Annotated in this window: 15 protein-coding genes; 6 read left to right on the top strand and 9 right to left on the bottom strand. The window is 50.3% G+C overall.

What is annotated here, in order from left to right; all coding sequences use genetic code 11:
• The first annotated feature begins 211 nt into the window (after positions 1–211).
• Together XMD530_RS06970 and XMD530_RS06975 are read left to right on the top strand one after the other, a co-directional pair.
• Positions 212–496: a damage-inducible protein J gene (locus tag XMD530_RS06970; protein ID WP_173494546.1), complete on the top strand. Its 285-nt coding sequence runs from the start codon at positions 212–214 to the stop codon at positions 494–496.
• A complete protein-coding gene (locus XMD530_RS06975; RefSeq protein WP_173494545.1) occupies positions 493–777 on the top strand; it encodes a type II toxin-antitoxin system RelE/ParE family toxin in 285 nt (94 codons plus the stop codon). Before XMD530_RS06970 ends, XMD530_RS06975 begins: the two co-directional genes overlap by 4 nt.
• A gap of 18 nt (positions 778–795) precedes the next feature.
• Here the strand turns inward: XMD530_RS06975 and XMD530_RS06980 are convergent, their stop codons facing one another.
• The 3 genes from XMD530_RS06980 to prlC are packed head-to-tail and all read right to left on the bottom strand — an operon-like array spanning position 796 to position 3730.
• Positions 796–1398: a DNA-3-methyladenine glycosylase I gene (locus XMD530_RS06980; protein WP_173506945.1), complete on the bottom strand. Its 603-nt coding sequence runs from the start codon at positions 1396–1398 to the stop codon at positions 796–798.
• A gap of 1 nt (position 1399) precedes the next feature.
• Complete coding sequence (locus tag XMD530_RS06985; RefSeq protein WP_173482188.1) at positions 1400–1681, bottom strand: YheV family putative zinc ribbon protein; 282 nt, start codon at positions 1679–1681, stop codon at positions 1400–1402.
• A gap of 18 nt (positions 1682–1699) precedes the next feature.
• Positions 1700–3730: an oligopeptidase A gene (gene prlC, locus XMD530_RS06990; protein WP_173506946.1), complete on the bottom strand. Its 2031-nt coding sequence runs from the start codon at positions 3728–3730 to the stop codon at positions 1700–1702.
• A 78-nt stretch (positions 3731–3808) separates the two neighbouring features.
• Between prlC and XMD530_RS06995 the strand changes: the two genes are divergently transcribed.
• On the top strand, positions 3809–4351 hold the full coding sequence (locus XMD530_RS06995; protein WP_173506947.1) for a gamma carbonic anhydrase family protein: 543 nt from the start codon (positions 3809–3811) through the stop codon (positions 4349–4351).
• A 130-nt stretch (positions 4352–4481) separates the two neighbouring features.
• Here XMD530_RS06995 and XMD530_RS07000 read toward each other — a convergent pair whose 3' ends face one another.
• The 6 genes from XMD530_RS07000 to XMD530_RS07025 form a co-directional block, all read right to left on the bottom strand.
• The gene (locus XMD530_RS07000) at positions 4482–6851 is read right to left on the bottom strand and encodes a Lon protease family protein (RefSeq protein ID WP_173506948.1); all 2370 of its coding nucleotides are present in this window, start codon (positions 6849–6851) and stop codon (positions 4482–4484) included.
• Between the two features lie 64 nt (positions 6852–6915).
• Positions 6916–7743, bottom strand: a complete 828-nt coding sequence (gene aroE / locus XMD530_RS07005; RefSeq protein WP_173482185.1) for a shikimate dehydrogenase — start codon at positions 7741–7743, stop codon at positions 6916–6918.
• Positions 7740–8660, bottom strand: coding sequence for an oxygen-dependent coproporphyrinogen oxidase (hemF, locus tag XMD530_RS07010; RefSeq protein ID WP_173483716.1), 921 nt, complete (start codon positions 8658–8660; stop codon positions 7740–7742). The genes aroE and hemF overlap by 4 nt, the downstream gene beginning before the upstream one ends.
• A 15-nt stretch (positions 8661–8675) precedes the next feature.
• On the bottom strand, positions 8676–9236 hold the full coding sequence (locus XMD530_RS07015) for an L-threonylcarbamoyladenylate synthase (protein ID WP_173482183.1): 561 nt from the start codon (positions 9234–9236) through the stop codon (positions 8676–8678).
• A 32-nt stretch (positions 9237–9268) separates the two neighbouring features.
• Positions 9269–10342, bottom strand: a complete 1074-nt coding sequence (gene dprA, locus XMD530_RS07020) for a DNA-processing protein DprA (protein WP_173482182.1) — start codon at positions 10340–10342, stop codon at positions 9269–9271.
• Between the two features lie 53 nt (positions 10343–10395).
• On the bottom strand, positions 10396–11418 hold the full coding sequence (locus tag XMD530_RS07025) for a LysM peptidoglycan-binding domain-containing protein (protein WP_254446201.1): 1023 nt from the start codon (positions 11416–11418) through the stop codon (positions 10396–10398).
• Positions 11419–11557: 139 nt separating this feature from the next.
• Here XMD530_RS07025 and def point away from each other — a divergent pair, with 139 nt between their 5' ends.
• The 3 genes from def to rsmB are packed head-to-tail and all read left to right on the top strand — an operon-like array spanning position 11558 to position 14366.
• A complete protein-coding gene (def, locus tag XMD530_RS07030; RefSeq protein WP_173482181.1) occupies positions 11558–12073 on the top strand; it encodes a peptide deformylase in 516 nt (171 codons plus the stop codon).
• A gap of 57 nt (positions 12074–12130) precedes the next feature.
• Positions 12131–13063 (top strand): methionyl-tRNA formyltransferase, encoded by a 933-nt coding sequence (fmt, locus tag XMD530_RS07035; RefSeq protein ID WP_217364040.1) that lies wholly within the window; start codon positions 12131–12133, stop codon positions 13061–13063.
• A complete protein-coding gene (rsmB, locus tag XMD530_RS07040) occupies positions 13056–14366 on the top strand; it encodes a 16S rRNA (cytosine(967)-C(5))-methyltransferase RsmB (protein ID WP_173506949.1) in 1311 nt (436 codons plus the stop codon). Before fmt ends, rsmB begins: the two co-directional genes overlap by 8 nt.
• Positions 14367–14371: the final 5 nt, after the last annotated feature.

The raw sequence follows: 14371 nt of genomic DNA on the forward strand, positions 1-14371 counted from the left end.
ACATTTGAGGCTGAAGGCCAGACACCGTTGCAACAAAACCCGCCACAAAGTCCCCGTGTCTGGCTTTCAGCCTGACACGACTATTTCTGCGTCACGGTTTGCCTGCGGCAATTCGTTCCTACAGTCGGACTCTTTTTAAAAAGTTGTATCAAACTGAAATAGTGATACCCTATCCGTACTGACGTTTGTCATGACAAATATCGAGGTTTCTATGGAAAGTCGAATTCAGTTCCGTGTTGATGAAGAGACAAAACAACTTGCGCAGAAAATGGCTGCAAGCCAAGGTCGAACTTTAAGTGATGCATGCCGAGAACTTACCGAACAACTTGCTGAAGAGCAGAGAAAGGTTGCTAATCAAGAAAGCTGGCTTGCCGATCAAATCAATGAAGCTTTTGCTCGATACGATGCCGGCAGTACTACTTTTTATACTGGAAATGATGCCGAGATCGAAATGGACAAGCGCAAAGCTAAAATCCGTGCGGCTAACAAAGCATGATTCTATGGGAGCAAGAATCGCTTAATGATCGTGAGAAGATATTCGCCTATCTTTACCAATACAATCCCGAGGTGGCTGAGAAAACTGATGATTTAATCGTTAAGCAGGTTTCTAACCTCTTAGATCATCCTAAGTTGGGTATTAAACGAGAGGGAGTTCGCGGACGTCGGTTAATATTGCCAGAGCTTTCTTTGATTGTTGCATATGAAATCTCAGATCGAGGTATTCACATACTTAGAGTTCTGCATCAAAAGCAGCAGTTTCCTCACCTGTCTGTTTAACCTGACCGTAATGTGGTGTCAGGCTGAAGGCCAGACACCGGGGCATAAGTCGATGCAGCGCTGGTAGGCGGGGCAGGTCTCTAGGTGATCGTTGACGAAGCCGGTGGCCTGAAGGTAGGCGTAGACGATGGTTGAGCCGAAGAAGCGAACGCCACGTCTCTTTAGATCTTTCGCAATCTGCTTTGAGAGATCGGTTTCTGCAGGTATATCAGCTAACGTTTTGGGTCTATTTACGATCACTTTAGCATCCATAAATGACCACAAATAGTTAGCAAAACCACCGAACTCCTTAGAAATAGCCAGAAATTGCTTGGCATTATTAATAGAGGCTTCGATTTTGGCGCGATTACGAATGACTCTGGCATCAGCCAGCATCGCCTCTATCTCTTTCTCCCCAAACTGAGCCACGAGCTCGGGTTCAAAATTACGATAGTGGTGACGGTAGCCTTGCCGTTTATTTAATACGGTGCGCCAGCTTAAACCCGCTTGTGCGGACTCTAGAACCATAAACTCAAACAGTGTTCGGTCATCAGTTCGCAGTAAACCCCACTCTTGGTCGTGGTAACGATGCTCTATCTCAGACTGACGTGCCCAGCCACAGATATCAGCATCTTGGCTCACGTCAGTGGTCCTTTTTCTGCAAATTAGGGTTAGTAAAGAACTGCAGCGGCTGAGCTTCTACTTCCGTTGCTGGCGTATTCTTTAACGGATCCACACCCTCTTTAGAGACTCGGGTCTCAAGCTCTTTGGGCTCTGGACGGCCGTCAAGGCGCATGCTGTCTTCAAACCCGCATTTAACACATTCACGATACTCACGCTCTTCGTCGCGATACATTCGTGTACTATCCATAGCGGCACAGCGTGGACAGACAACACCGGCGACAAAGCGTTTAACTGGTTTCATAGCAGCTCCTTCGCTTAATTAAGCGGCAATACCTGAGTGGCGAAGCAAAGCATCCACTTCAGGTTCACGGCCACGGAACGCGACAAATAGCTCCATTGGCTCTTTAGAGCCGCCCTTCTCAAGGATTTCAGTTCGGAAGGATGCACCAGTCTCCTGATTAAAGATACCCTCCTCTTCGAAACGCGAGAACGCGTCGGCCGATAGAACTTCAGCCCATTTATAGCTGTAGTAGCCGGCTGCATAGCCGCCTGCAAAGATGTGGCTAAAGCTGTGCTGGAAACGGTTGAATGCAGGTGGATTCAATACCGCCACCTGTTCACGAACACGGTTCAAAACAGACTGAACTGACGTTTGACCAGGCTCAAAATCACGATGAAGTATGAAATCGAACAGCGAAAACTCAAGCTGACGCACCATTAACATGCCCGATTGGAAATGCTTAGCCGAGAGCATGCGATTCAGCATATCTTCTGGCAGAGGCTCACCTGTCTCATGGTGGCCTGAGATCAGTGCCAGAGCTTCTGGCTCCCAACACCAGTTCTCCATGAACTGACTGGGCAGTTCGACAGCATCCCAGGCCACGCCATTAATTCCACTGATATCGGCATGTTCCATTTGCGTCAGCATGTGATGCAGACCGTGGCCAAACTCGTGGAACAGTGTCGTTACTTCATCATGGGTTAGTAGCGCAGGCTGGCCCTCTAACGGCGCCGTGAAGTTACAGACTAGATACGCCACGGGCAGTTGAATATCACCATTGATGTTACGGCGAACACGACAGTCATCCATCCATGCACCACCACGTTTACCGGCACGAGCAAATGGATCTAGGTAACAGTTTGCGAGTACCTGACCATCACGCTTCAACTCAAACAGTCGAACATCGTCATGGTAGGTATCAAACTCTTTCAGTTCAGTAACGCTGACACCAAAGAGGCGCTCGGTTACTGCGAACAGCCCATCCAACACTTTAGGGAGTGGGAAGTAGGGACGCAGCTCTTGCTGGGAAATGTTGAAGCGTTGCTGTTTCAGCTTCTCTGCATAGTAGGTGATATCCCAAGCTTGCAGATCGCTCATACCCTCTTCTGATTGAGCAAAAGCGGTCAGCTCTTCTAACTCTTTAGCGGCTTGAGGACGGCTTTTAGCTGCTAAGTCCTCAAGGAAGTTCACCACCTGATCGGTAGATTGAGCCATTTTAGTGGCCAGTGAATATTCCGCGTAATTGGTAAACCCAAGCAACTTCGCCAACTCAAGGCGCAGGGTCAGGATCTGCTCAATGAGATCGGTGTTATCCCACTCACCCGCTTTTGGCCCCTGATCAGAAGCACGAGTCGCATAGGCCGTATAGAACTCTTCACGCAGCTGACGATTATCAGCCTGCAGCATCACGGCATGATAAACAGGGAAGTCGAGTGTTAGCACCCAGCCCTCTAACTGTTCACTTTCAGCCGCCTGCTTAGCCGCTTCAAGGACATGATCGGGCAACCCAGCTAACTCGGTCTCATCGGTAATATGCTTGGTCCACCCCTGTGTCGCATCCAAGACGTTCTCAGAGAATTTAGTGGTCAATTCAGAGAGTTTTAGTTGAAGCTCGGCGTAACGTTTTTGCTGCTCTTCTGGCAAGCCAATACCCGCTAGACGGAAATCACGAAGTGAGTTAGTAATCACTTTCTTTTGAGCATCTGAAAGTTCAGAGAAGGCCGCACTTTGACTAAATTGTTCGTACGCTTCATAGAGTTTTTTATTCTGGCCAAGCTCAGTAAAGTATTCAGAGAGTTTAGGTAGGCAGGCGTTATACGCTTCGCGCATCTCGTCGGTATTCACCACAGCGTTGAGATGAGAGACCGGAGACCAGGCTTGAGCTAATTCATCATTTAGCTGTTCCAGTTCACCCACTAAACTCTGCCAATCCATCAGTGGTTGTTCAGTCATCTTTGCAATACGCTCACGGTTACGCTGCAATAGCTCATCGACGGCGGGAACAACATGCTCAGGTTTGATGGTACTGAATTGTGGCAGTGAAGATGGTTCTAACAGTGGGTTACTCATCGGTCTCTCCGAGATCAAAAACTCTATACGCTTTACTATACAATGGGGTGAGCGGATCAGTTATTCAAGGAATGCGATATGAAACTACGTCCTTTCAAAGGTATCACCCCAACCCTAGGTGATAAGGTCTTTGTTGACCCCAGTGCGGTTGTCATTGGGGATGTGGTGCTGGGTGATGACGCATCCGTTTGGCCGCTGACAGCGATCCGTGGCGATATGAACCATATTCGTATCGGCGCTCGCACCAATGTTCAGGATGGGGCAATCCTGCACATCACTCATGCCAGCAGCTATAATCCTGACGGCTATCCGTTGATTATTGGCGATGAAGTGACCATCGGTCACATGGCGATGCTGCACGGCTGCACCATAGGCAACCGTGTCCTGATTGGTATGTCAGCGACGGTAATGGATGGCGCAATCGTTGAAGATGATGTCGTTGTCGGTGCCGGCGCGCTTGTACCGCCAGGTAAGCGTCTAGAGAGTGGCAAGCTCTACATGGGCCGCCCTGCCAAAGCAGTTCGCGACTTAACCGAAAAAGAGATGAGCTACTTTAGCTACTCAGCCTCTAATTATGTGAAATTAAAGGATGAGCATCTAGCCGAGGATTGGGCAAATTAAAAATTTGTTGGAGCTTTATTGAGCGAAGCGAAATGAGTCGATATCTCATCGTCTCCTCTGCGAGAAGACTCCAACAGGGGTCTGACCTGTGGTCTGACCCCACTCTAAGAAACGGCAGAGACTAAATAGACTAAGCCTTCGCCTTAGACAACTCACGCAAGCGTTTAACCACTTCAGCACCAATAGAGCGTTGGGTGAACACGCCGTCGGCTTTCTCTTTACCTGCGCTGCGACCCATTAGAAGCTCCAGTGCTTCATCAACGGTTGCGACTGAGTAGATTGAGAAGAGCCCCTCTTTCACGGCATCCACCACTTCCTGTTTCAGCATCAAGTTGCGCACGTTCGCTTTGGGAATGATCACACCCTGTCGCCCAGTTAAACCGCGAGATTCACAGAGGTGATAGAAACCTTCAATCTTCTCGTTAACACCACCAATCGCCTGAACTTCACCGTATTGGTTGATTGATCCGGTCATCGCGAACTGCTGTTTGATCGGTATGTGCGTTAACGCTGAGATCAGGGTACAGATCTCCGCCATTGAGGCACTATCACCGTCCACATAACCGTAGGATTGCTCCATCGCTATGCTGGCCGAGATCGCTAACGGGAACTCTTTAGCGTAACGGTGACCCAGGTAACCGGACAGAATTAACACCCCTTTTGAGTGAATCGGTTGGCCGAGTGTGACTTCACGCTCAATATCGACGATGCCACGACTCCCGGGGTGAACCGTTGCAGTAATGCGCGCCGGCGAACCAAAGCTAACATCACCAACCTGCAGTACCGTCAAACCATTGGATTTACCGATCGCTTCACCATCCGTGTCGATCAGAACGGTCTCGTTGGTAATACCCTCTTGGATCTTTTCAGAGAGGCGGCCGGTTCGACGCTCTTTGGCCGACAGTGCCGCGTCGACGTGTGCCGCATCAATGTATTTGTCATTCGATTTCGCACGACGGTAGTCCGCTTCACAGAGTAGATCGACTAATTCACCGATATGCGCCGATAGAAGATCTTGATCACCCGCCAGTCTAGAGGAGTGCTCAACCAGTCGCGCTACCGCTTCACGAGTTAACGGTGCTAGCTTCTCCTCTTTTGCCAGCGTGCTCATTAGACGGGCGTACTGGCGAATGGTCGCCGGTGTGCGCTCGACATCCTCTTCAAAATCGACCACAACACGGAACATCTTTTCGAAGTCATGATCGAGCTCTTGCAAGAGGTAGTAGATGTTGCGAGCGCCAATGAGGACAATCTTCACATCCAGATCGATCTCTTCAGGTGAGAGCGTTACGGTGCTGATACCGGCATACTCACTGACTGGATTCTCGATGCGAATCGCATGCGCTTTTAACGCTCGCTTCAAGGCGCCGTAGACAAAGGGTTGCTCAAAGAGTTTTTCCGCTTCAATGATCAAGTAACCGCCATTGGCTCGATGCAGTGCACCCGGGCGAATCAGACGGTAGTTGGTGATCATGGCACCCATTTCACTGTTGTACTCGATGCGCCCAAACAGATTTTCGTAACTTGGATGCGCCTCATAGACCACTGGTGCGCCTTTGGTCTTCTCATTATCCACGAGCAGATTAAGACCGTAGTTCTCGTTCATGAATTCGCGACGAGCCGTCTCGGATTTGTTCTCAAAAATCCCCTCCGCAATCATCTCACCGGCGTTACGAATCAGATCACGCTCTACATCTTCAAGGTAGCTGTTCACCCCCTTCAGGTTTGAATATTCACCTCGCACCTCTTCAAACAGGGGTTTAATTGCGTGACGAGCGGTGTCACGATCGAGGTAACGCAGTGCTTCAGCGGCCTCACGGCGCCAGCGTGGCATCTCTGTCAGTTGCTCATTAAGCAGCTCTTCCAGTTCGGATATGTGTGTTGAAAAGGCGTCACGGATCTCTTCCGGAAGCGCCGAAAAGACCGCCTCATCGATGGCTTGCCCTTCCGCTACGGGCGTAAATCCAATCGTGCCCGCATCACGATAAACGGCGATGGAGTATTCACGCCCCTGCTTCTCGACCGTCTCTACTGCTTTGTCATAGAGACGGTTGAAGTCACGTTCAATCTTAGATTTTTCACGCTGATAGGCGGGACTTTCAAAGGCAGCAGGCAGCTCAGTGACGACACGGTTAAGAAGCTTACTAAGATCGTGCTGCAACTTAACGGCTTTACCGGCTGGGAGGCGCAGCGCTTGTGGATGACGGGTGTCTTGGATGTTCTTCAGGTAACACCAATCGTATGGCTTGGATTGGCTTTTGGCTGCCTCACGCAGATTCTCCATCGCAAAAGAGAATCGCCCTGTGTGCGGGTTACCCATCACAAACAGATTGTAGCCGGGGCGGTTCATACCTACCCCAAACTCCATCGCTTCAAGCGCACGATCTTGACCAAAGAAGCCGGCGAAGCCCTCTAGGTTATCGGTGGTTTTAAACGGGAGAAGATCGGTATCGCAGGTACGGTAGAGTTGATCGACTGAGAGCGGGGCTAGCTTTTCCATGCGGGGCATCCAATACAGCGAATTGATACCCTTAGACTGAAGCGCTCCCCCCTCTAAGTCAATGCTATTTGTGTTGCAGTTCGGATCTGAGCTGATTAAGAATCTCGGCTGTTTCCGGTTTCACGCCTCGCCAAATTGCGAAGGACTCCGCTGCTTGTTCAACCAACATACCCAGACCATCTATGGCACGTGCACCATGCTGTTCGCACCAGGCACAAAATGGCGTCTGTTCGGCACCGTACATCATGTCATAACCACAACTGTTGGCATCGATCGCTTCAGCAGGCACAGGGGGCAACTCACCGCCAATACTGGCCGAAGTGCCATTGACGATCAGATCGAAAGCCGGCCCCGTAATGTCATCATAGCCGCAAGCAGAGACGGGAGCGCCCGCAAAGACATCGGCAATAACCTGAGCTTTAGAAACTGTGCGATTCGCTATCACAACGCTCGCAACCTGAGCTTCTAACATCGGCTGAATGACACCACGCACAGCGCCACCTGCACCCAGTATCAAGACGCGCTTGCCGGCTAATTCCAAACCCAAGTTGTTCTTTAGATCAGTTAACAGACCAATGCCGTCGGTGTTATCAGCACAAATTTCGCCCTGCTCATTTAACCAGAGAGTATTGGCTGCACCGGCTGTCTCAGCGCGCGCCGTGCGCTCCTGTGCAAGCTGCCAAGCCAGCTCTTTAAACGGCAGGGTCACATTAGAGCCCTTGATCTCTCCAGAGGTCAGTTGAACCCTCAGCGTGTCCGTAAAGGTATCCGCCTCTAACAGCTGAGCGGTGTAGTTCAGAGACTCACCCGTTGTCTGAGCAAAGTGGCTATGAATTCTGGGTGACAGGCTATGTTTGATCGGATTGCCTGTCACTCGGTACTGATCGATCATGCTTCTAAGCCTAACCAGTCTCTAGATTGCAGGTAGTAATCAGTCAAACGCGCCTCTTCTGTACCGGGTTCAGGCGCCCAGTTGTAGTCCCAGCGCACTTCCGGTGGAAGCGACATCAGAATCGATTCGGTTCGGCCACCGGTCTGCAATCCAAACAGAGTGCCACGGTCAAACACTAGGTTGAATTCAACGTAACGGCCGCGACGGTGTAATTGGAAATCACGCTCGGCTTCACCATAACTCTCATCACGACGGCGCTCGACAATCGGTACATAGGCTTTAGTGTAGGCATTACCAATGGACTGCATCAGCGCAAAACTTTGATCAAAACCCAACTCATTCAGGTCATCAAAGAAGAGGCCGCCGATACCGCGAGGCTCACCACGATGCTTCAAGAAGAAGTAGTCATCACACCACTTTTTATAGCGTGGGTAGACATCGTCCCCAAAAGGGTCACAAGCGTCTTTAGCCACTTGGTGCCAAAAAACACAATCCTCTTCATTGCCGTAGTAAGGGGTCAAATCAAATCCGCCACCGAACCACCAAACTGGCTCTTCGCCCTCTTTCTCCGCAATGAAGAAACGAACATTGGCATGTGAGGTCGGCACTTTAGGATTTTTAGGGTGCATCACAAGGCTGACACCCATCGCTTCAAAGTTACGGCCTTGAAGCTCAGGACGGTGCGCAGTTGCCGATGCAGGCATCTGATTACCGTGAACATGCGAAAAGTTAACGCCGCCCTTTTCAAACACCGCACCGTTTGTAATGACTCGGCTTCGGCCACCGCCGCCTTCGGGTCGATCCCAAGAGTCCTCAACAAACTCAGCGCCACCATCGGCTGCTGCCAGTTCATTACAGATACGATCCTGAAGATCCATTAAGAAGGCTTTTACTTCTGCTACGCTCGGTTTGCTCATTCGCAATCTCCGTCTCTAAACTCGTAGGGTCTGTCCAGTCAGTGCATCACGAATCACGGATGGTCGATCCGAATCGCCTAATGCGCCCTGAACACGATAATTAATTCTATTTCCAAAGTAAGTACTTACTCTCAACTTACTCTTAGCAGGTACTGCAGATGAGGGGTTAGCCGAGGTTGATACCAACGGCATATCGGCACGGTTGCAGAGCGCCTGCACGATGGGATGTGCAGAGACACGAACAGCAACAGAGCTGTGCTGGCCTTTAACCCACTCAGGGATCATCTCGTCGGTATCCGGTATCAACCAGGTATTGGGTCCAGGCCAACTTGCTTCAACAACCTGACGCTGCTCTGCTGTCAGATTCTGCAGCAGTGGCTCAACCTGCCCAATATTGGCTGCCACTAAAATTAAGCCCTTATGCATAGGGCGGCGTTTAACCGCTAACAGATGTTTCACGGCATGCTCGTTCCAAGGGTCACAACCTAACCCCCAAACCGCCTCTGTAGGATAGGCAATCACGCCACCCTGCTGGACCACCTCTACGGCCTGTTTAATGCTCCAATCATTCACCATAATCAGAATCTTACTTTGGAAAAAACGCTATTCTACCGAAGAACGACGTAACGGGCTCCCTCTCGGCCAATAATTCCTGAGATTTCTAGTTCCACGAGCAGACGTTGAAGCTGCCCAATCGGAATACTGAGCTTTGCTGCAAGCTGATCGGCAGTTAACGGCTGCTGATGCAGTGCACGGATTATGGGATCCTCAGACTCAATGGGCGGCGTCTCAACACGATCTGTAGTAAGCGGTAGATAGAGTGACGCCAATATTTCGGAAACCGTTTCAACCAACTGAGCTCCCTCTTTAATGAGATGGTGACAGCCTCTTGCCAGTTCGTTGGTAATCGCACCCGGTATAGCAAATACCTCCCGCCCCTGCTCCAGCGCCAAACGAGCTGTGACCAGTGATCCACTCTTAATAGTGGCTTCAACGACTAAGGTTCCCAAACTCATACCACTGATGATGCGATTACGCTCTGGAAATAGGTAGGGCCTGGGCTGGATACCGGGCAACTGCTCAGTGACTAACAGCCCGCCTGAGTCCAATATCTGCTGGGCCAGCCGTTGATGCCGTTGTGGATAAACCAGATCTGGGCCGTTTGCCATAACGGCGATTGTTGAACCGGGGCCGGCTTGTATTGCGCCGAGATGAGCTGCGTGATCAATGCCTATGGCTAATCCACTGGTGACATGTACGCCCGATTGGGTTAACTCTTGAGCAAATCGCTGTGCGGTTGCACGGGCCAAGCTGGATGATTTTCGCCCACCCACCATAGCGACTTGAGGGTCGCTCAATGCTTGCACATTGCCTTTTGAGAAGAGCACCACGGGCGGATCGTAGATCGATTTAAGCAATTCGGGATAACGGCTATCTTCAAAGCAGATAACGTCACAATCTATGTTTTTAATGACATTTAGATGCTTTTCGGCATGATCGTAGAGTGACTTTATCTGCCTGACAGCGAACTGACTTTCGTTAAAAAGCTCTAACTGCTCTATTAAGCACTTAGAGTCTTTTAGCCGATCAGGCCAGTCAGTGTGTTGAATGAATTTTAAATTGGAAGCGGGTCGCATAGCCAAAAGGCGCAGTGCAACCCAGTCGATCGATTCGGCTGGCATCCTTGCTCCTGACACTGCACATCCATGTGCAGCGATTGTCTAATATTGTGACGTTAAGGCTGACGAAGCGGGTCGCCAACCTGAATCACTTCGGTTGCACGCATCACCAGTGCATAACTGACCTTGTCGAAGGTTTTGTAGACCATCAACTCACCGGCACGCTCGGCTGGTAGTTGAAGTTTTTCACCTGTTTTAGGGTCACGAATCTCTTCGCCACGATTGTAGATCGCGTAAACACTGCCTGGCTCGATTCCTTCGCGCTCGCCAGCATTGATTGTGACACTGTTAAACTGACCAATGTTGGCAACGCCATTTAATACGGCGATGACTTCAACATTTTCGAGCTCTGGACCCGGGCGCGGCATAAACCGAGTCACCAACGGCGCTTCGCCGGTTGGAATCAGAATATCTTTTAAACGCACCTCTTCAGTACTCTTGCGAATATCAACACTGATAGTGTCGCCTTCAGAACCACGAACCAGCGCATCAGCGACGCGATGCAGCTCATAACCCAAAGACTCACCGGTGTTCGGATCTACATACTCGGTCAAAGGACGGTAGAGAGATTGCTGACGACTGTCATCTAATAACTCACCTCGAACATAGACTCGATCATCATTGGCAGCGAGGATGCGTTGGTTTTTACCACCCAGCACGTAGGGCGCATCCGCTAACATTTGATTATCAACCACTCGGCTATCATTGAGAAAGGCTTGTACATCACGCAGAGGGATCGAAGCGATAGCCTCTTCGCGTGGCACGACTTTAACCTCAGGCGTTAATACCAGAGTACCTGGTTTACGACCTAGGCGTGGCTCACCATCTTCCCAGTAGAGGTAGATGACATCTCCAGGATAGATCAGATGAGGGTTGTAGATCTGCGAGTTTACTTCCCAAACCTTAGGCCAGAGCCAAGGGCTTTTGAGAAAACGCGCGGAGATATCCCACAGGGTATCCCCTTTAACAACGGTGTATTCCGAGGGGGCATCTTGCGCCAACTTGATGGTGTCAGCTTGCACCAGCATAGAGGTTAAACCCAATGCAACGGCAGCGATCTGTTTTATCCGTTTAAACATACTGTCCTTCAGCGTTTGACGCTTATCTATTCGATTGCACTGCTTAACGTGTACCACATGCAAACAGAGTCCTAATAGGTATAATAGACAATATTAACAATGTTACTAGTTATCCGATTGAGAGAGATCACTAAACGGTATGGCACTGCTTAAAATTTTAGAGTTCCCAGACCCGCGCCTTCGCACCATTGCTGAACCGGTTGAGACGGTCGATGATGAGGTACGCAAGATCATCGATGACATGTTTGAAACCATGTACGACGCTCCGGGCATTGGTCTGGCCGCAACACAGGTCAATATTCATAAACAGATCGTCGTAATCGATATATCCGAAGAGGGCAATGAGCCACTGGTTCTAATTAACCCCTCTTTTGAAGTGTTAACCGACGAGACTGAACAGATGCAAGAGGGTTGCCTCTCTGTCCCTGGCTTCTACGAAAACGTCGTTCGCCCAGAGCGCGTTAAGCTGAATGCGATTGGTCGTGATGGCGAACCTTATGAGTTAATTGCTGACGGTTTGCTAGCGGTCTGTATTCAGCACGAGCTGGATCATCTGAATGGTAAGCTATTTGTTGACCATATCTCTCGATTAAAACGTGATCGAATCCGCGGAAAACTCGAGAAGAAACATAAATTAGAAGCCGCTCAGGCTTAAAGATCAGACAGGCTTGCCGCTCACCTTGGCAAGCCTGTTTCATTTTAGGATATCGAATTGTCTAAAATTATTTTTGCCGGAACCCCAGATTTTGCCGCGTCTCATCTACAGGCTCTGATCGACTCCGGCTTTGATGTGGTAGCCGTTTATACCCAACCCGATCGCCCAGCGGGCCGCGGTAGGAAGTTACAAGCGAGCCCCGTTAAGCAGATTGCACTGCAAGCAAATATTCCCGTGTTTCAACCACTCTCACTGCGTGATGAAGCGGCTCAAGCGGAACTGGCTGCGATCGACGCTGATTTAATGATTGTTGTTGCCTACGGCTTGATACTGCCGCAGGTTGTATTGGATACACCAAAACTGGGTTGCGTTAATGTACACGCCTCTATTCTGCCGCGTTGGCGTGGTGCTGCTCCGATCCACCGTGCACTGCTGGCAGGTGACAAAGAGACCGGTGTGACGCTGATGCAGATGGAGGCTGGGCTGGATACTGGGCCTATGCTGGCTAAGGTGTTTACGCCAATCGATAAACAGGAGAGTAGCGGAGAACTGCATGATCGATTAGCAGTACTCGGCTCCAATATGCTGGTTGAGCAACTACCTGCACTGTTAGCAGGCGAGTTAACTCCAGAAATTCAAGACGATGCGTTAGCTAACTACGCCAATAAGCTTGAGAAAGCTGAAGGTAAAATCGACTGGACTGAGTCGGCAGACGCGATCGCCCGTCAGGTTCGCGGCCTCTCTCCTTGGCCAGTGGCTTACACAATCCTTGATGATAAAAGCGTACGCATCTGGAGAGCGGAAGCACAATCAGAAGCCGGTGATGCTGGCGCTCTGATCAAAGCCGATAAACAGGGTGTCCTGATCGGGTGTGGCGAAGGCTCTTTGCTAATCAAAACCATTCAGATGCCAGGCGGTCGCGCCACTGAAGCGTCGGCACTACTCAATTCAAACAACCACCCGTTTGTAGAGGGTATGCACTTTGAGTAATACCGCTAACCTAAGGGTGCAAGTGGCTGTTTTTCTATCGCAGCTGTTACAACACAACGGTTCACTCTCTAGCCGACTGCCAGGCATGCTCTCTCGAGTTGAACCTCGTGACCGCGCTCTGTTTCAAGAGATCTGCTACGGCACGCTTCGTTTCTATCCACAGCTTGAAGCGCTCAGCCGTGAGTGTCTGCGCAAGCCTTTTAGAGAAGAGGACACTGACGTCTTTGCCCTACTGTTGAGCGCGCTCTACCAATTGAGACATCTCTCGACGGCTGAACATGCTGTCATCAACGAAACCGTTGAAGGCGCTAAGCAGATGGGTAAGCCTTGGGCCGCCAAACTGTTGAACGCCGTACTGCGTCGTTACCAGCGTGAAAAGGATAGTTTAGAAGCTGATATCCAGCAGACCGAGACTGGTCGCTGGAATCACCCAGAGTGGATGATCGCAAAACTCAAACACAACTGGCCCGATCACTGGCAGAGCGTAATGACCGAAAACGATCAGAGCCCACCGATGTGTCTGCGGGTCAATCGTTCGAAAAGCGATCGTGATACCTACCTTAAAATACTTAACAGTGCAGAGATCGAGGCAAGTGCTGGATTGTTCTCGAGCGATGCCATCTACCTAACGACGCCCTGCTCTGTGGATAAGCTGCCACACTTTGCAGAGGGGCACGTATCGGTTCAAGATGAAGCGGCACAATTGGCTGCAAAACTGCTGGGTGTAAAAGCGGGCGAACGCATACTCGATGCCTGTGCCGCTCCCGGTGGAAAACTCTGCCACCTTCTTGAACTGGAAGATGATATTGAGATCGATGCGCTGGAGTTAGAGCCTCGACGAGTCGCGCGCATCGAAGAGAATTTAGAACGACTAGAGCAGAGTGCGGGTGTCATTGTCGGTGATGCCGCTCAACGGGATTGGTGGAGCGGTGACGCTTACGATCGCATTCTGGTGGATGCGCCCTGTAGTGCTACCGGTGTCATTCGTCGTAATCCTGACATCAAAGTACTGCGTCGTAACGAAGATCTCCTGGGTCTTGCAACCACTCAACTTGAGATCCTTAATAACCTATGGGATATGCTCAAGCCTGGTGGTACATTGCTGTATGCAACCTGCTCAGTGTTCACACAAGAGAACGAGCGTGTTATCGAACGATTTTTGAAAGAGCACTCGGATGCGAAAGAGTGCAAAATAGTCGCAGAATGGGGCATAGAGAGACCTGCCGGTCGGCAGCTGTTTCCACAAAATGGAGGCCATGATGGCTTCTACTACGCCCGCATCAAGCGAATAGAAGAGGCTTAAGCGTT

Source organism: Marinobacterium sp. xm-d-530 (genome assembly GCF_013283365.1).
Classification (GTDB): Bacteria; Pseudomonadota; Gammaproteobacteria; order Pseudomonadales; family Balneatricaceae; genus Marinobacterium_E.